The 18699-nt window shown below is 40.9% G+C and carries 16 protein-coding genes and 1 tRNA gene; 6 read left to right on the top strand and 11 right to left on the bottom strand.

Annotated elements, in window-relative coordinates:
- Window positions 1-7 precede the first annotated feature (7 nt).
- From CJ263_RS10720 to CJ263_RS10675, 10 genes are all read right to left on the bottom strand, one after another.
- Window positions 8-1294: a hypothetical protein gene (locus CJ263_RS10720; protein ID WP_094997265.1), complete on the bottom strand. Its 1287-nt coding sequence runs from the start codon at window positions 1292-1294 to the stop codon at window positions 8-10.
- Window positions 1295-2023, bottom strand: a complete 729-nt coding sequence (locus CJ263_RS10715) for a type III pantothenate kinase (RefSeq protein WP_094997264.1) — start codon at window positions 2021-2023, stop codon at window positions 1295-1297.
- Window positions 2024-2076: 53 nt separating this feature from the next.
- The gene (locus tag CJ263_RS10710) at window positions 2077-3822 is read right to left on the bottom strand and encodes a hypothetical protein (RefSeq protein ID WP_188669447.1); all 1746 of its coding nucleotides are present in this window, start codon (window positions 3820-3822) and stop codon (window positions 2077-2079) included.
- The gene (locus CJ263_RS10705; protein WP_094997262.1) at window positions 3800-5998 is read right to left on the bottom strand and encodes a tryptophan-rich sensory protein; all 2199 of its coding nucleotides are present in this window, start codon (window positions 5996-5998) and stop codon (window positions 3800-3802) included. The genes CJ263_RS10710 and CJ263_RS10705 overlap by 23 nt, the downstream gene beginning before the upstream one ends.
- On the bottom strand, window positions 5995-7281 hold the full coding sequence (locus CJ263_RS10700) for a BatA domain-containing protein (protein ID WP_094997261.1): 1287 nt from the start codon (window positions 7279-7281) through the stop codon (window positions 5995-5997). Before CJ263_RS10700 ends, CJ263_RS10705 begins: the two co-directional genes overlap by 4 nt.
- Window positions 7282-8178 carry a DUF58 domain-containing protein gene (locus CJ263_RS10695; RefSeq protein WP_094997260.1) on the bottom strand — a complete coding sequence of 299 codons (897 nt, stop codon included), beginning with the start codon at window positions 8176-8178 and terminating at the stop codon, window positions 7282-7284.
- Between the two features lie 6 nt (window positions 8179-8184).
- A complete protein-coding gene (locus CJ263_RS10690; RefSeq protein ID WP_094997259.1) occupies window positions 8185-9189 on the bottom strand; it encodes an AAA family ATPase in 1005 nt (334 codons plus the stop codon).
- A gap of 6 nt (window positions 9190-9195) precedes the next feature.
- A complete protein-coding gene (locus tag CJ263_RS10685) occupies window positions 9196-9816 on the bottom strand; it encodes a DUF4159 domain-containing protein (protein WP_094997258.1) in 621 nt (206 codons plus the stop codon).
- Between the two features lie 119 nt (window positions 9817-9935).
- The gene (locus tag CJ263_RS10680) at window positions 9936-11252 is read right to left on the bottom strand and encodes a TldD/PmbA family protein (RefSeq protein ID WP_094997257.1); all 1317 of its coding nucleotides are present in this window, start codon (window positions 11250-11252) and stop codon (window positions 9936-9938) included.
- Window positions 11253-11279: 27 nt separating this feature from the next.
- The gene (locus CJ263_RS10675; RefSeq protein WP_094997256.1) at window positions 11280-12920 is read right to left on the bottom strand and encodes a TldD/PmbA family protein; all 1641 of its coding nucleotides are present in this window, start codon (window positions 12918-12920) and stop codon (window positions 11280-11282) included.
- 360 nt (window positions 12921-13280) lie between these two features.
- Between CJ263_RS10675 and CJ263_RS10670 the strand changes: the two genes are divergently transcribed.
- The 3 genes from CJ263_RS10670 to CJ263_RS10660 all read left to right on the top strand — a co-directional run bounded on the left by CJ263_RS10670 (window position 13281) and on the right by CJ263_RS10660 (window position 14834).
- Window positions 13281-13353: transfer RNA gene (locus CJ263_RS10670), tRNA-Phe, on the top strand.
- Window positions 13354-13620: 267 nt separating this feature from the next.
- Window positions 13621-14511, top strand: a complete 891-nt coding sequence (locus CJ263_RS10665; RefSeq protein WP_158657129.1) for a hypothetical protein — start codon at window positions 13621-13623, stop codon at window positions 14509-14511.
- 35 nt (window positions 14512-14546) lie between these two features.
- On the top strand, window positions 14547-14834 hold the full coding sequence (locus CJ263_RS10660; RefSeq protein ID WP_094997254.1) for an STAS-like domain-containing protein: 288 nt from the start codon (window positions 14547-14549) through the stop codon (window positions 14832-14834).
- Window positions 14835-15007: 173 nt separating this feature from the next.
- On the opposite strand, the gene CJ263_RS10655 is transcribed toward CJ263_RS10660, so the two are convergent.
- Window positions 15008-16570, bottom strand: coding sequence for a glycoside hydrolase family 32 protein (locus CJ263_RS10655; protein WP_229702412.1), 1563 nt, complete (start codon window positions 16568-16570; stop codon window positions 15008-15010).
- Window positions 16571-16596: 26 nt separating this feature from the next.
- On the opposite strand from CJ263_RS10655, the gene CJ263_RS10650 reads away from it, so the two are divergent.
- The 3 genes from CJ263_RS10650 to CJ263_RS10640 are packed head-to-tail and all read left to right on the top strand — an operon-like array spanning window position 16597 to window position 18670.
- Entirely contained in the window at window positions 16597-17142 is a 546-nt protein-coding gene (locus CJ263_RS10650; protein WP_308423227.1) for a rhodanese-like domain-containing protein, read from the top strand.
- A gap of 45 nt (window positions 17143-17187) precedes the next feature.
- Entirely contained in the window at window positions 17188-17853 is a 666-nt protein-coding gene (locus CJ263_RS10645) for a TIGR04282 family arsenosugar biosynthesis glycosyltransferase (RefSeq protein ID WP_229702419.1), read from the top strand.
- A gap of 1 nt (window position 17854) precedes the next feature.
- The gene (locus CJ263_RS10640; RefSeq protein WP_094997250.1) at window positions 17855-18670 is read left to right on the top strand and encodes a purine-nucleoside phosphorylase; all 816 of its coding nucleotides are present in this window, start codon (window positions 17855-17857) and stop codon (window positions 18668-18670) included.
- Window positions 18671-18699 lie beyond the last annotated feature (29 nt).

Raw genomic sequence — 18699 nt, 5'->3', positions numbered from 1 at the left:
AATTTTATTAATTTATCTTTCGTTTCTGGAACCATCGATCATTTAATGAGAGGCCTAGATTGACCTTAAAGTAACTCTCTTCTATTAAATTTGCCCTGGTGGTTCCCCTTCTACCCAGTTCAAAACCAACATTAAGATTGGAGAAACTTCTTCCCAATGGTAACCCTAGACCAAAAGTTATGCCAAAATTATTTATGTCCACATCATTGACTACCATTCCGGTCTTGTCCAAACGTAAACCCGCTCGATAGGTTACCCGTTTTAAATAACTATTGAAGGAATTTGCATCTGGTGTAAAGAATCCTCCTAATGCCAATGAACTCGCATCCTTATAAATTACATTATCCGTTCCTAAAAAAGGGTTTTCAAAGGAGCTTAATCCTTGAAAACTATATTCCGCACCCAAAAACCATTTAAAATCCTTACCATATCCCAAACCTAAAGTTGTCCTTGTTGGAATCTTAAATTCCGTATTACGAAGATTCGCGGCATCCAAGTCAACGTCTATATTTTCTATATTGCCCCCTGTCGCCACGGAAAATGAGCCTAAATTTCTTTGATTTTTCGAAACAAGGTTTCCTTGGGTATTGACCCTTACCGAAGTATGCAGGGTATAATCCTCTTTAATGGCAGGGGTATATAAAAGGGCATAGTTAAAATCGAAGCCGTTGATTTGGGAACTCCTTCTATCAAAGGTTCCAAATTGTACATCTTCAATCTGTTGCAATCTTTCGTTGGATAAAGTCCCATAATTATAATTAATGGTCATTCCCAAACTCAAATCCTTAATAATTTGATATCCTATGGAATAATATACCTTGGATAAATCCCCTTCACCACTAAAAATATTGGTTAAGGCCTGACCGCCGCTAGATCTTTCATCCACAAAATTATAGCCAACGGATGAGTATGGCATTATCCCGAATCCCATTCCCAGTCCCTTTCCTAGACTAAAACCTAAAGAAAGGTAGTCTAAAGTAGTGACGGAACTACGCTGCTCTTCTTCAAAGCTTTTCAACCTGAATTGCTTGTTTGAAAGGCCGGCCGTGTACGCCACAAGACCCACTTTGTCCATTACATCAAGTCCCAATTCGCCATAAGCCGCTGGGTTTTGAAGATTTAAATGAATACTGTCCGCGTATACACCAATATGACCCATCATCTGGTTTTCCACCGTAGCAGAAGTCCTCAAGTCACCAATACCGAAAAACGAATAGGGAGAAACCGTACCATTTTGAGCATACATACCTCCGGCGGCCATGCACACTATTGCAATTACAATTTTCTTGATCATCTAGTGCTTGTTGTATTCCAGCAAATAATTAAGTCCCTTTAGCAGGAATTTGGAATCCGCAAAGATGGTATTTTTTAGTCTTTTAGACAAAAAAAGGGCATCACCCCCTGTTAAAATAACTGTTAAATCTTTAAATCGGGTTGTATATTCATCAATAATTCCGTCCATTTCACGGCAAACCCCATTGACAACCCCGCTATGCATACTGGACTCAGTCGTATTGCCGATCAAATCCAATGGAATCTCTTTTTTAAGTAAAGGAAGGGCAGAAGTCTGTTCGTGCATTGCCCTATATCGCATTTCTACCCCGGGTGAAATGGCACCGCCCAGATACTCATCAAAGTCGTTGACCATATCATAGGTGATACATGTACCAGCATCAATAACCAAGGTGTTTTTGTGAGGTGCATGATAAAATGCGGCGGTTGCCAAAGCTATTCTGTCAATGCCCAATGTTTGGGGCGTAGCATAGCTATTTTTGAAAGGAACTTTGGATTTATGGGACAACACATGTACTTTACAAAATAAAGTAATTACGGTTAGGTACTTTTTGTCAGTGGCACCGACCGAGGAATAGATGGCCATTGCAATACTTGGATACACCTTAAAGAGCTCTTTGACCTTAGTAGTAAAACCTTCTATTTTAAACCGGTCATAAAAAACAATCACATTTTTGTCAAATACCGCGAACTTTACATATGTATTACCTATATCAACGACTAAATTCATAGTGTAAAGTTATAAAATGGATTGGCTTCCACCTTACAAAACATCTCATTGAACTATCTTAATTTAGGTTCCAGCCACAAATACCCCATGACCAGGATAAAAATGGTCAAAAACCAAATAGGACTTATCCTTTGCGGAAGAAATTTTTCCTGAATCTTGGAGGGATTTTTACTAAAAAAGCGTTTATTCCTTTTTAAGGTATTGTAATCTGTAAGCGATTTCCAAAGTCCTTCTTCCATCACATAGTAATTTAAGGAACTACTACTATCCGATTCCGATTGCAATTGATGCCATCCTGCCCTTTTGGGGTACACCGTACCCATCCATTCATCGGATACAACAGAATTTTTTATTAACGGTACCTGATATTGTTTTTCAACCCTGATTTTGGGGTCGAGTTCAGAAGAAAAAAAGGAAAAATGAAAAGGTTCATTGACACTCGCCCAATATGAATCTGAATGAAATTGAGCGGATTTCTCAGATCGTTTGCGAATTCCATTGATTAGACTGGACCATAGTTCCCTATAATCCGAATCTTTGCCGTCCAAAAGGAGTTGGTACGTATTCTTTAAAAACGTGCTCCCAATGTGCCCCTGACCTATTTGAAGGGAATATCCGTAATTACCTATGATCATTCCCATTAATCCCATGCTATCAAATTGGACGTGATACTTTTCCAGAACGGGGTTAGACCCCATATCCAATTTTACTTGGGTTTGCTCATCGGGGAGTGTATTCAATTGCCCTAAACTATTTTTAGATTGAAAATTATTCCCAGTTTGCTGTACAAAAACTCCAAGTCCACGGGCAGAAACCTGTTCCATTAGTATATTACGCTCAGACTTGGAAAGATTTTTCAAGGACTGGTCATCAAAAACCATCAAGTCGAACATCCCTATATTCTCCCTATTCAAGGAATAAATCGCTACTTGATCCGTATTGAAATATTCAAACTTGTACTGCTGTTTGGTAAGTTTTGTCTTTACGGTTACCTCATGGCCTTCCTCCGATAAAAAGTTTTTTAAATATTTGGTCTCAAAGGAAGGAAACTCGTTTACAATCAAGATTTTCAAAGGCTTGTTTGCTGTCACAATAACAGGCAAGGCTTCGGTATTTATGATGTTCTCGGCACTATCCTGCTCCGTTATATGATATAGGAACTTGCCGTCGACTTTAAGATTTGTTTTCAGCTTGAAATGATGGTCCCCCTTATTCAAAAAAGAAATAGAATCCAGTGTATTTTCTCCGGGACCTTTCAAAGTTAATTTCATCCGGGCATTTTGGTTTCTGTAAATACCCTGCACCATCAAATCACTACCTGCACTTTCGTTCTGGTTGTATTTTAATTTAATGATTCCTTCGGATATCTGAGAAGGAAGGAAGGTAACATTGTCCGATTTCAATTGCCATAAATCGGACTCACGTACCCCATGTCCCATAATGAACAAATGTTCAATGGAATCCAATTTTGAGGAAAGGTCCATGCCAGGTCTATACTCTATTTCAGAAATCCTTCGGTTGTTTTTTTTTAAACTATCCAAGATTTCTTTTTGGTAGCCTTCTGTCAATAATACCGCCTCGCCCCTCACTTTTTGCAAGTACGTAGGCCTCAAAACCAGGAAGGATAGGCAAAGAATAGCTACAAACCCTAAAAAGGAATTGATGTAAAACCGCCTATCTGGTTTGCCCTTCCATTCTTTCCATATAAATACGGCCAATAGCAATAGACCCACCAAAATCACGACTATCCACCATTCCTTATTTTCTAAACTTAAACTATTCCACATCCAACGCCTCAATAAATAAATGGTTCAATTGATTTGTATACCGCTGTTCGGCTCGCGGTGAAGTCTGTTTTTGGGGCAGAGCTCCATACAAGCCTTTCAGGACCTTTTGCAACTGCTGTCTACTCACTCTTTCTGATTGTGACAATAATTTAACCGATTGCAATGTTTCCAAATATTTCCCCGGTTCTTCAATGGCCAATCGAGCCAATTCGTTTCCGGCTCTGTCAAACAATTGTCTGTCTTGCCTTGAAATAGTTCCTGTGGATTCCAAAAGCATTTCTAAGCGGGTAACTGCCTTTTGCATATTGGCAAACAGTTCTTCCTTTTCAAGCGCTTCGTTCTTGGAATAGTTTCCTATTTCCTTGAGTTCACCGGTCAAACGCTTGTCCTCTTTTATAGGAGGCGGATCAAATCCTATCCTATGCACATATATCCTGGCACTGTTTTTTATTTCCTGAATCAATTTTAAGGCCTTATACTGGTAGGGCAGGGATTTTTCCGGCTGAAAAAGACGCAAGTAGAGTTCCGCATCCCACATTTCGGCCATGGCCTGCTTCAATTTACTTCTTAGGGATTGGGCAAAAAGTGTTGAAGCTTCGGGATCTTCATGATTATGAACGTAGGCTTCCAATGGGTCCTCTTCGCCTTCTTCGTCGCTATGGTCTTCATGCTCCTCCGCTACAAGATTATGCTCGTTTGCACCATCATGATCATGGGTATATTCCGCAAGGGGGTTTTCGTCATGGGACTCCTGCTGTACTTCGCTTGCCACAGGTCCTTCGGTCTCATCACCCATAAATTCTCCATATTTAATGCGTAGTGCCTTTTGATCAAAACCGAGTTCATTGCTTCTGGAATTGAATTCCCTCTTTTCAATTGAAGGTTGATCTGCTATCAACTTTTCCGTGTCGATAATCAATTGTCTTTGACTTCTAAAATAATCGGGCATCAGATCGGCGCCCAAGGTACCCTCTACCGCAAACTGATTTATTACGGTATCCTTGATGACTGCGAAAAAAGTTTCGGTTCGGGCCATATTGGCCTTGGGTCGTTTATTGTCGATTGCCTCAACATAAAAGTAGAGTTCGTCCCCCGGCTCCATTCTAAGATCTTTTAAATTCAGGCTTTTTGAAAGATCCTGTTGCTTTGTTCCCGAAGTAAATTTGGAATCAAATCCCAAACGCTCCTCCCTAAATTTTACAGACTCTCCACTTCCCTTGCTCACCGTTGCTACAATGGCTACATCGCTTATCCCAAAATCGTCCGAAATTCCCGCCGAAAATTTTAATTGCTGTGGACCTTTAAAATCGAAGGAACTAAACTGTGGCAAGCCTTGGATTTCAATTTTTGGGGATTCATCCGGGTAAGTTTCCAAGGCAAATAAATCGGACAGATAACCGTGACCCAAAGTATCCACAAACTTTATGGAATAAAAATTGGAACGATCGGCAATCATCCTTTTGGAATATCTACCCGTATCCATATTCATGGCAAGAGAGTCTTCCCCCATTTGCAACAAGGCATATTGTAAGGGTTGGTCAAATTCCAAGTTCCAGGTAATTTGCGCACCTTCCAGCACCTTTAGATTCATGTTAGAGGTATATTTTACCGATTCTTGGGTATAATCAGGATAACGAATACGAATGTCCTGTGTTACCATGTTAGGAGGGACAATTTTTTCCGAAACCGAATCCAGTACCTGAAAATGAACAACATCGTCTTTAGGAATTCCCGATTTTTGGTCTTTTGAAAGTAAAATGCCCGTACCCATTAACCACCACGCACTTATAAAACATATGACGGCAAGGCCCAAAAAGGGCCATAGATAATTTTTAAAATGTATTTCCCTCTTATGTTTTTGAAGTATTCTGCTAACTTTTGATTGCTGAATTTGGGCCAATACACTTAATTGATTTTCACTTTCCAGTAGTAGTGCCGTACTATGTTCCATGGGCGGTATAGTTCTATCGACGTGAGAACATATATTTTCAAGTGAAAACCTCCATAGTCCAACATACCATGCACCCACCAAAAGCACCCCTAAAAAGAAGGCAATAGCTACCCACATTTTGAAAAACAATAAGTAGGCAATTGCAGCAAAGGACAGACTCATAAGGAGTATTTCCAAGGCTCTGATCAACCGCCACCTGATCAATATATTTGTTAAAATAGCTCTGGCCTCCTTCATTGCTTCCTTAGTTTTGAAAGGATTCTTTCTGTTACGAGCACCAAGGCCAAAACCAACCATAACCAAGGTGAAATATCCATGTATCTGATATCTTTCCGGTCCACCTTTTCTGTTGAAAAATTAGTGGCCAGTTCAGCTTCGGGTATCACTCTATGGTCGTATTCCTTCACTTTTTGATTTAGACTATCACTGGATAGCAGCAACTTTGCCAATGTATTGGTCAAGCTTTCAGCTACCGTATTTTGAATGGTCAATCGCTCAGTTAGATGAAAATTGTTTTTTGTGGTTGTTTCCTCTATTAGTTCATTGGCCAATGAATCTTGAGCCACAGCAATGGTGGCACTGCCAATGTTGGGTACTGGGGCCTCCTTCAACCAAATCAATAAATCCCTAGGTTTCCCTTGTTCAAATTCGGCATTATCCTCCACTTTTTCCACCTGTATCTCCTGCATCCCATATTGTCCAATGGCCTTTAAGGAAGCCGACAAGTATTGCATTTCCCGTTCATATTTCTTATCAAAAGCAATGGTCACATTCAGCGTATCTTCCTTTAAAAAAGGTATTTTAAAATTTTCGTCAGCCTCTTCCAGCTCAAGGCTGTCCTGTTTCGTGGTAACAATGCGTCGGTCGTTTTGGGAAAGGGTAGTAGTTTGTAAATCGGTTAGTTGGGAATTACCTTTTACCTTAAATAATCGGACGGAATCCCCAAATTTTTTGGCTGCAATGTATGTGTCTACTTTTTGTTCATTGTCTATAACCACCCAATCAACATTTTGGGGTATTTTGGGCCTAGGACCTTTTACTCCCTCAACCATACCCTTGGCGAATACCACGATACTATCCGAGGAAACTTCTCCCAGTTGTTGTGCTAACTGCCAATAGTTGGGAGTTCCTGGTTCATCAATTTCCGCTTCATATTCCGGAAAACCCTTAGAAAACCATCTTGGGTTTTCCATGGTCAATCCATCCATAAACGACAGGAAGGATTCCTCTTGGGCCAAGATCGGATCAATTAAATACGTAATCCGTGTTTTTTCAGTATCCTTTTTCCATCGAGGTTCTGCCAAGTATATAACGAGCAGGCCCAAAATCAACATTCTTAAAAAAAGCAGCAGCAGTTCGTTCAATCTGATTTTCCTAGACTGCTTGGTATCAAACTCCTTAAGATATTTGACGCTACCTACTTTTACAGTCCTTACATCCCCTTTGTTGAGCAAATGGATTACCAAAGGAACGGCCAGAGATAATAGGGCCCAGAGATATGTAGGTTGTAGCAGCGTCATTTAATTCAATGCAATCCTTTTCTTTAAAAATAGTTGAAGGGCCTCTGCTATCGGGTTTTTAAGACTGAGCAGCTCATAGCTAATATTTCTTGTGAGAAAATCATTTTTCATTTCCAATAAACTGGCCTCCAAAGATTTTAAATATGAGTTCCTGGCGTTTTCTGCATTAACCTTCACCTTTTTTCCTGTCTCCAGGTCTTCAAAAACCAATGCCCCGGTGTACTTAAATTCCAATTCGTTTTCCCCTAGTATATGCAACACTACCACCTCGTTTCTGGAGGTCTTTACATTTTGAATCCAATGGGTCAATTCCTCATGAATTTCATGCATATCCGTAATTACAAAAAGAAGTTCCTTTTGGGTCCTTTGGTGGATTTTTTCCAAATCATCTAGCGTGGAAGGCCATTCCCCGCCTACCTTCATCTCAATTAATTCATACAAGATTCGGTTGAAATGCCTTTTGTGGGATTCTGGATATACACTCCTTAACCCGGAAGAGTTCAAAGCATAGAGACCTACTTTGTCTCCTTGGTTATGGGACAAATGGGCGAGGGAAGCAACGAGCACCCGAACAAAATCGATTTTCTTCATTCCATTCTCCTCGTGCAACATGGAGGCACTTGTATCCACAATAAACTTTACATTGACCTGGGTATCTATGTCCGATTCCTTAATGTAATAACGACCCGAACGGGCAAGCATTTTCCAATCCAATAAACGCATATCGTCACCGGGCTGATAGCCTCTATATTGACTGAATTCCTGACCGGGACCAACCCGACGACTTTGATGTGAACCCGACAAAAATTCATCAACAATGACCCTGGCAATCAATGCCAAACCGGACACACTATTGATAATTTCCGGTTGAAACAGTTGTCTATAGTCCGTTTTCAAGAGCGTTTATTTGACGTTAAGCTTTATTCCTTCCAATAATTCCTCCGTTACCCTATCCGAATCCACTCCTTCCGCTTCCGCCCTAAAATTTACGATCATGCGATGTCGTAATACGGGATAGGCTACTTTTTTTAAATCTTCCAAGGTTACCGCAAAACGACCTTCCTGCAGCGCTCTTGCCTTAGCGGTCAAAATCATAGCCTGACCTGCCCTTGGGCCTGCACCCCAACTCACCCATTGCTTAACAAAATCATTCTGTGTGGATTCCGGGCGGGTAGCCCTAACGATATTGCTCACATAAGCAATAAGGTCATCGCTAATATGTACATCCCTCACCAATTGCTGTAACTTGATAATTTCAGGGCCGCTGATGATTTTTTCCACTTTGGGCCGATGGGAACCTGTAGTGTTCTTTAAAATGGTTTCTTCCTCTTTTGCAGATGGATATCCAATTTTGATATAAAATAGAAAACGGTCCTGCTGTGCCTCCGGAAGTGGAAATGTCCCTGATTGCTCGATGGGATTTTGGGTGGCCAAAATAAAAAATGGCCGATCCATTTCGTATGTCTTACCTGAATAGGTCACCTCAAATTCCTGCATGGCCTCCAATAGTGCGGCCTGGGTCTTTGGTGGGGTTCTATTAATCTCATCTGCTAGAACGATGTTGGCAAATATGGGTCCTTTATTAAACTTAAAAAACTTGCTCCCTGTGGTGTGATCCTCCTCCAGTATTTCCGTACCCACAATGTCCGAAGGCATTAAATCCGGTGTAAACTGAATTCGATTGAACTCCAAGTCTATTGCTTGGGAAATAGTTTTGATCAAAAGGGTTTTGGCCAATCCGGGAACCCCTTCCAGCAGGGCATGCCCCCCGGCCAAAAACGTAATGAGCATATGCTCAATAGTTTCCTCCTGGCCAACGATTACCTTACCGATTTCCTTTTTCAATAACGGAAGTTTATCCGTCAATTCCTTTATTTCCTGCTCCGCAGCCATTAAATTTTTATCCATATCCTTTTAAGAAGTTAATGCGTACATCACGATATTTACCGCAAATCGTGTATTGTCATTTTTGTACCACCGCTTGTTTCTAAAATCATAATCCCATTCGCAACCATAGTCCTTGTTACTGTAGAGCACCCCAATCCTACCGTTAACCTCAATGGCCTTTAAATATTCATGGACCAGGTCGTCGCCCCAACCATTTAGTTCCTGGGAAGTTGTTGGTGGGCCATCCTCAAAATCAAAAAAAACCGAATAGATTTCATGATCGTTGGGAAGTTTCACCAAAGCTTCCGCCCCAAAAATCTCTTCCATTTGCCGCTCAAAGGACTTGGCAAAAAGGCCGTCTATATCATGATTACAGTCATCCACAAAAACGAACCCGCCATTGTCCACATACTTTTTAAAGTTCTCGCGCTCCTTTTTGGAGAACTGCACCAATTTATGGCCGGATAAATAACAGAAAGGACATTTAAAAATGTCATCGCTGGCCAAGGGGACTATATTTTCTACCGTATCTATCCGCAAAGTGGTGTATTCCACCAAGGAATTGAGCAAGTTGGAGGGCATGCGTTGATCAACATCCCAATCGCCTGATTCGTATTGAAGTCGGGTAAAGAAAAATTCGTTGCTCAACGTGGATTCAAACTTTATTGATTACTATTTCGTGATTTATGAATTCCGATGTTACTACAAAAGAAAAAACTGGTTACAATCGATGGGATAATGCAACCAGTTTTTAAAAGATCTATATGTTAAACGGCATCGGACAAGCTCGTAAAGGTAAAGTCCCTGATTTTCATGTAGGGAATCAAATTACCATTGATACGCACCTGTTCGCCCAAAGCTTCAAGATTATTAAGCATGATGACCGGACTTTCATTAAAACGGAAGTTCTTCACAGGATGCTTGATTTTTCCATTTTCAATATAAAACGTTCCGTCCCTTGTAAGACCGGTATAGAGTAAGGTTTGTGGATCCACGGTACGGATGTACCACAGACGTGTCACCAAAATTCCTTTTTTGGTGCCCTTGATCAAATCTTCCAGAGACGCATCGCCACCGCCCATGATGATGTTATTGGGAAAGGGTACGGGTTCAACGCCTTGCTCCTTGGCCCAAAAACGATCGTATGCCAAATTTTTGACCACCCCATTTTCAATCCATGTGGTTTTGTTCAAAGCTTGTCCGCCTCCGTTCCATGTGCTTGTAGGTACCTCGGGATGCAAGGGGTCTGACCATAGGGTTACCCTTTCGTCCACAATTTTTTCACCCATTTTTGTTCCACCCCCTTCTTTGGACATAAAGCTCCTACCTTCGTCCGCCGTACGTGCATTTAAGGATCGTGCCATGTTGCTGATCAAGTTCTCAGCAGCGGCAGGTTCCAATATCACCGTGTATTTTCCAGGCTCTATGGCCTTGGCCTCTTTGGACATCACGGCCTTGTCAATGGCCACCTTGGATGCTTCGGCCGCATCGAATTTATCAATATCGTTGTAATCCCTGGATACCCATCCTGAACCGGTTCCATCGTTGGTACGCATGGTCACCGTAAAATCCACGTTGGATGATTTGTTATAGGCGAAAAGTCCCTTGGAATTCATCATGGCACTAAAACCATAGGAGTCATCCAGGAAACCTGCAGCGGTTACGTCCTGGGCTGCGGCCGGAACTATACTAGCATTGGCCACGGACGCCCTGTATTCCGGGGTTATTTTTGCAGTAGCTTCCACAAAATTAACAGCCTTGTCATAGGTCTGCTGTTCCAACGGTTCCATGAATTCAGGGTTTTCCGGGGAAAGTTTTGCCAACTCCTCTGCCCTTTCCACTACCTTTTTCAAGGAAGCATCATCAAATTCATCGATGGTAGCGGTCCCCGATTTTTTCCCAAAACTGGATTGGACTACCAAGGATTGATTAGATCGATGCCCCGATGTAGACACCGTATTCCGGGCATAACGAATGTTGCCGCTTTCGGTTCCGCTCAAATTGATCTCACATGCGTCAGCTGTGGAAAAGCTCAACGCCTTTTCCATTATTTTTTTAGCTTCTTCTTCTGTATATATTGCCATTTTCGAATATTTTATCTTGCGTATCCTTTAAATGGTACGACCCGTATTAATTACATTGATATCATTAAACCTAGAAGTAGCACTACCGTGGGATACTGCACTCACCTGTGAGGGTTGCCCTTTTCCATCAAAGAAAGATCCGAACATTCTATAATCCCCTTCGTCGCAAAGCTTGGCACAGGAATTCCAGAATTCCTGGGTATTGGATTGGTAGGCCACATCGTTCAACATACCCACAATCTCCCCATTCTTGATTTCGTAGAAGATAGTACCACCAAACTGGAAGTTGTATCGCTGTTGGTCTATGGAATAGGAACCTCGTCCGGCGATATAAATCCCTTTTTCTACATCCTTGATCATATCCTTAATGGAGTATTTTTCCTTACCCGGTTCCAAGGATACATTGGGCATACGCTGAAACTGAACATCGTTCCAACTTTGTGCATAACAACATCCATGGGATTCATTTTGGTCGATGATGTTCACTTGATCACGAATCGCCTGATAATTCACTAAGATACCGTTGCGGACCAAATCCCATTTCTTGGTCTTAACACCTTCGTCATCATATCCAACGGCACCTAAACTACCTACTTGGGTCTTATCGGCCACAAGGTTAACCAGGTCACTTCCGTATTTGAAGTCACCGGACTTCCATTTATCCAAGGTTGCGAAACTAGTACCCGCATAGTTGGCCTCATATCCAAGCACACGATCCAGTTCCAAGGGATGCCCTACGGATTCATGAATAGTAAGCCCCAAATGGTTCGGTTCCAAGACCAGGTCGTATTTTCCAGGGTCTACGGATTTGGCCGTAAGCATTTCCTTGGCCTGTTTGGCCGCCTGTACGGCATCCTCCACAATATCGTAACTCTTACTATATAAGGTGATACCTGCTGGGCCTTCCATTTTCTCGGAAGCAAGTCCGTCCATGTATTCATAGCCCATACCCATTGGGGCACTCATGGCCTGTCTTGTCTTAAACTTTCCTGCCGAACGGTCTACGGCGGTAACGCTGAAAGTAGGCCATATTCTATGTACATCCTGATCTATATAAGAACCATCCGTTGAAGCAAAATATTTTTGCTCATTGACCATGAACAAAGCCGAGTTTACAAAGTTGGCCCCGTTGTCCATGGCGGCCGCATTGGCACTCAACAACAGATCCACTTTCTCCGAAACCGGTACATCCTTGAAATCCTTGGTCAAAGGTGTTTTCCAGGAAACTTCCCCGTACGCCTCAACAGGTGCCAATTTAACCGGCTCCTTTTGAATCTTGGAATTCGCCTTGGCAATAGCGACCGCCTGTTGGGTGGCTTTTTTGATTCCGTCCTCGGTAACGCTGTTGGTCGAGGCAAAACCCCAAGTACCATTAGCAATTACCCGAATACCGATACCAAAAGATTCCGTATTTACCACATTTTGAACTTTATCCTCCCGTGTAAATACATATTGGTTAAGGTATCTACCAATACGGGCATCGGCATAGCTTGCCCCCAAGGATTTTGCGGTATTCAGGGCGACATCGGCCATTTTCTTTTTAATGGCGACATCCATTCCCGGTTCCAAAAGGGCTTCGGTTTCAATTACGTTGCCCATCATACTGGCGGGCACCAATAAGGAGGCCGCCCCCATTCCGGACAATTGTACAAAGTTTCTTCTTTTCATGAGTTAGTTTAATTTGATTTCTTGATCGGAAGGGCACCATCAGCATGTACTCTAAAAAAGGTGATGAACCCTACTTTCACGAATAGCTCCTAAAATAGGGAATTATGCTTATACGTGCAGTTCGTATTTAGATTTTATTAAGAAGATTTTATGATATTCCAATTTTATGTCGATGATAAATTAGAATATGAAAAAAAGTTGGTTTTTTCCATTTCCATGCTTTTGAAATCTAAAAAAGCCTCAAAACCAGAAAATTGAACAGGGCCTAAACACAAAAGACGGCTTTTTTTGTTTTTTAGTTGGTATATGTCAAATTTGAAATTATATTTGCAGCCGCTATCCCGATAGCTATCGGGAATTGGTACCTTAGCTCAGTTGGTAGAGCAACGGACTGAAAATCCGTGTGTCCCTGGTTCGATTCCTGGAGGTACCACAATATACACAAACCCATCCACTTTAGTGAGATGGGTTTTTTTATGACAAAAACCGAAAGCGTTTACGCTTAATAGGTTTTGGGGATAAAAAAACAACAGCCGATTAGGCTGTTGGGTTTGTGTATTGACTTTTGGGAACAAAGGAAAAACGAGCAAAGCGAAGTTATCTCCTGGAGGTACCACATAAAAACCCCTTTAAAAAGGGGTTTTCTTGTTTTAGGGGGATAACGTTTGGAAACGTATTAATTTAATTTTGAATTATTGATTTGCCATTATATGAGTTAAAGATACCGAGTGATAAACACCATCTTGAATGGATGCGGTTTGGTAATTATGTTACCTCAATTGAATTAGAACCAAATACACTTTTAAAAGTAGATTTTAGAGATGCGAAATTTCTAGACCCTGCAGAGATTGTTGTATTGGCCTGCTCTATTGAATACTTATATACTAGGTTTAATTGCAAGGTAGAATTCTGTGGAGGTTTTCCATCTTTAAATAATCATTTAGACAAGATTAAATTCAAACATTATTGGAATCCTAGTTTTAAACGAGATAATTACACAGCAAGCAAAAATAATAGTACTTTATGTCCATGGCATATTTCAAAAAATATGATAGACCAATATGGTCAACAAGCTCAGAAATATTTCAAAAACACTTTTTTTCACAATAAAGATTTACAACCACTATCACAAAGTCTAGTTGAAGTATTTAATAATATTTTTGACCATTCCGAATCCTCGATTCAAGGTTATGTAATTACCCAATTCTATCCAAGCACGGAAGAATTAACATTTGCAGTTTGTGATTTCGGTAAAGCCATTCCAACCACTATAAATAATTATCTTCATGGCAAAGACAATTTTGAATTGAAACATAACGTAGCTATTGAAAAAGCATTGGAAAGAGGTATGACAATTAGGTCAATTCCTCATAACGCTGGATTTGGTCTAACTAATGTTTTAGAATTTGCAGAAGATTCTAATGGAAAACTAACTATATTCAGTAATGGAGGATATTTTATTAAGGAATCTAAAAAAGAAAAAAAATCCGGACTTTTATCTTATCCTTTTAATGGAACTCTTATCATTGTAAAAATAGATACTACAACTTTAGATGATTTTGATTCTGATGATGAGATATACGAATTTTAGTAAAAATCAGTTAGTATTACATATATTTACCGAATATGACACGTAAAACAAACATTTTAAGTATTACTTCAAATACATCCACTAATTTGGATGGAGATTTATTTTTCGATTTTTTGAAAGATAATGCTGTAAATGACACCGTAATTGTAAGTATACCTGGTCATGTAAATTTATCTTCTTCTTTCCTAAATTCATCTTTTGGTAAGTATATCGATGTATTTGGAATGAGCAAATTCAAGCAAAATATTAAGGTTTCTTGCAACCAAAGTATTTTTAAACAAATTAAAAAATACGTAGATTTTTATAGTGACTTAGTTAGCTAATAGATAATTCTTGTTTTAAGGATATAAGAATTATGTTTTTAGTTCATTTAGAACTGTCCTATTTAATTATCTCCTAAAAATAATTCCTTATAAATTATAACCCAGATTCCCTCGGTTTTTCAGAAAAATTGATTATGCAGTAAACTATATCAGGTTACTAATTTATAATAGAATTAATCCCAAACCCGCATCATCTTACTTTCAGAGATACTATCGATTTTTATTTCGGTATCGGATAAATTTTCCATGGTCAATACGGTATAATCGGCATTGGGAAATATCTGGTTCGTCATTACATACTGCCCTTTGTTCAAAAACAGTTCCAAGGAGGATTGGTCCAATAGCATACGGACTTCAAAATCGCCATCCGGTAGATTGGGAATTGGCATTCGCTGCTTACCGTTCACAAACTCCTCTTTAAAATCCACCTTTCCAGATTTGGAACGGTCCAACCACAGCATTTTATTCATATTATCCAACTGAATCTCCAAACTGTCCCCTTCCATATTACTAAAAATCCATTGGGTATTTGGGCTATTTAACCTAAAGACGATTTCCGACTGGTTCCCGTACTTCAAGGGGATTTTTCTTCGTTGCAAGGCCTTTAATTCCAAAGCGGGTTCTTCATAAGAATGTTCAATGATCCTGTTCAATTGCGAAACGGGGTAACTATACAGCTCCAATTCGCCATTGTTGGATTTAAGCGACAGGTTTCTTGGTACCGTCATGGCACTTCGCCACACTTCGGTAGGTGTATCACGGGCATAGGCCCAATTGCTCATCCATCCAATAAAAATACGTTCGTTATTTGGGGCATTGTTATAGGTAACCCCGGCATAATCGTCCCTGCCCATATCCACCCACTTTGAGACTTCCTGGTCCGTGGTGAAGGTAGTACCGTCAAAGTCGCCCACAAAATATTGGGTTCCGCTGCCGCCATTGGGCGCACCGGGATTTATACTGATCAACAACACCCATTTTTCTTCATCGGTACCGTCTGCGGGCAATTTGAACATATCCGGACATTCCCAGACCCCGCCATGGGCTCCTTTGTCCTTCCCAAATTCACTGACTTTTTCCCACTCCTTTAAATCGGCAGAGTGCCAAATCTGCAAATGATCACCTGCGACCAACAGTAGGGTCCAGTTCTTTTTGAGTTCGTTCCAAAACACCTTCGGATCCCTAAAATCCCGCATCCCTTCGTTCATTATGACGGGATTCCCCTCATACTTCGTCCAGCTATCGCCATTGTCCAAACTGTAGGCGATACCTTGGGTCTGATAATTATCCCTGCCCGACTTTTCCCCTTCCATATCGTGATAAGTAAAAATGGCAACCAAGGGAGGGTTGCCTTCCATTCCAAAACCAGAGGTGTTGTTCTTGTCCACCACTGCGGAACCCGAGAAAATATACCCATGTTCATCGGGAAACAAGGCAATAGGTTTATGCTTCCAATGGATCAAATCGGCACTGGTGGCATGGCCCCAATGCATGGGCCCCCAAACCGTGCTATCCGGATAATATTGATAGAACAAATGGTAGGTGCTGTCCTTATAGACCAACCCGTTGGGATCGTTCATCCATTTTTTTTCAGGGGTAAAATGAAACTGTGGCCTATAGGGCTCCGTATAATAAGAAACATCCTCCACTTCCATAACGGCTTGTGGCTTTTCCAAATCCTTACAGGAATTAAGAACAATCAGAAAAATGAAACTTTTGACAATAAATTTTAGCATTTCAATAACGATTAAAGCGATACGACATGACATCCTTCATTTCTAAAAATACTACCTTTGTATTGATGTCACAACATGTTTTAAAGATAATATATCTGTCCATTTTCGTTCTATTTCAACAGTATTCCGTGTTTGCCCAACGTACCCTAGACCATACGCTCAAAATCATGAACAAGGAGTCCGTTCCCTATATTCAAATCGAGGATATAAAAATAGATCAGGATCAAATTTTGCTGGACGCCAGGGAGCTGGAGGAGTTTGAGGTAAGCCATCTAAAGGATGCCATTTGGGTGGGCGATAAGGCGTTTGATCCGGAAAAAATTAAGGCAACCATCACCGATCTGGACGCACCCATTGTGGTCTATTGCTCCATTGGGGTACGGTCTGAAGACGTAGGCGAAAAACTTATGGACATGGGCTACACCAATGTCAAGAATTTGTACGGGGGCATTTTTGAGTGGAAAAACAAAGACGGCACTTTATACAACCCCCAAGGAATGGAAACGGACAGCGTACATGCCTATAGCCGATTGTGGGGACGGTTGCTCAAAAAAGGGGTCAAGGTCTATTAAACGAGACTTTCGTTAGCTAAAAATAAAATCAGTAACACTTTGGGAATCTTACAATCCAACAACGAAGAAAGGGACGAGAAAACCATCGATTTCACACTGGCCAGTTCCAAAAACCTACTTCTCATATTTACAAGAAATCCCGAACTTGGAAAGGGAAAAAGGCGATTGGCGGCCAAGGTAGGAGATCAAGTTGCCTTGGATATTTATAATTTTTTACTGGACCATACGGTCAAGATAACTTCCAAGTTGTATGCGGAAAAAATAGTGTATTATTCCGATGAAATATGGGAACAGGACATTTGGGACAATACCGTATATGACAAAAAATTACAACAGGGCGAAGACCTGGGCATTCGAATGCTCAATGCCTTCCAGGACGGATTTAGCCGTGGATATGAGAAAATCATTATCATAGGCAGTGATATGTACGACCTTGACCAAGCGGACCTGGAAGATGCCTTTAGGGCGCTTTCCCAAAACGATTTTGTAGTTGGACCTGCTGAGGATGGGGGATACTATTTACTGGGAATGAAAAAATTAAAACCAGAACTTTTTACGAACAAGGACTGGGGTACCAGCACGGTTTTGACCGATACGCTTACCGACCTAAAAGATGAAAAAAAAGTACTTTTAGAAACACGAAACGATGTAGATTATTATGAGGACATAAAGGATATTGACGCCTTTGGCCCATTTTTAAAAAATATATAGCATGCTAAAAAAACAATTGGAGGAATCCTTAGCACATTTAAAGTCCAAAGGATTTGACACACCAGAAATAGGAATCGTTTTGGGTACAGGCCTGGGAAGATTGGTGGACGAAATCAAAAACCCTATTGAGGCGCACTACAACCATATTCCCTTTTTCCCGTTGGCCACGGTAGAGTTTCATACCGGAAAACTGGTATACGGAACCATTGAGGATAAAAAAGTAGTGGTGATGCAAGGACGGTTTCACCTATATGAAGGTTATGATTTCATGGACATTACCTATCCTATACGTGTTATGCACATGTTGGGAATTTCCAAATTGTTTATATCCAATGCCGCAGGAGCCATTAACCTGGATTATAAAAAAGGTGATATGATGTTGATCGAAGATCATATCAACCTGCAGGGAGGTTCCCCATTGGCCTTTAAAAATGTGTCCGCCTTTGGGCAACGTTTTGTGGATATGTCCGAACCCTATGATAAGGAAATGTGTAAAAAGCTCATGACGATCGCCAAGGACCATGGTATTTCCTTAAAGTCGGGCGTATATGCTTCCGTGGTGGGACCCCAATTAGAGACCAAGGCAGAGTATCGAATGTTAAAAATTATAGGGGCAGATGCGGTTGGAATGAGTACCGTACCGGAAGTCATTGTGGCAAACCACTTGGAACTACCCATTGTGGCCGTTTCCGTATTGACGGATGAATGTGACCCCGACCATCTGGAACCTGTAAACATTTCAGAAATTATCGCCATTGCCGAGGAAACGGAGCCTAAAATGGTAAAGCTGTTCAGGGAACTGATTAAGCAGTTGTAATGATGCTTCTAACCCGTAATTAGCTATTC

It is taken from the genome of Maribacter cobaltidurans, from assembly GCF_002269385.1.
GTDB classification, from domain to species: Bacteria; Bacteroidota; Bacteroidia; order Flavobacteriales; family Flavobacteriaceae; genus Maribacter; species Maribacter cobaltidurans.
This window is presented reverse-complemented; position numbering and strand designations above follow the sequence as displayed.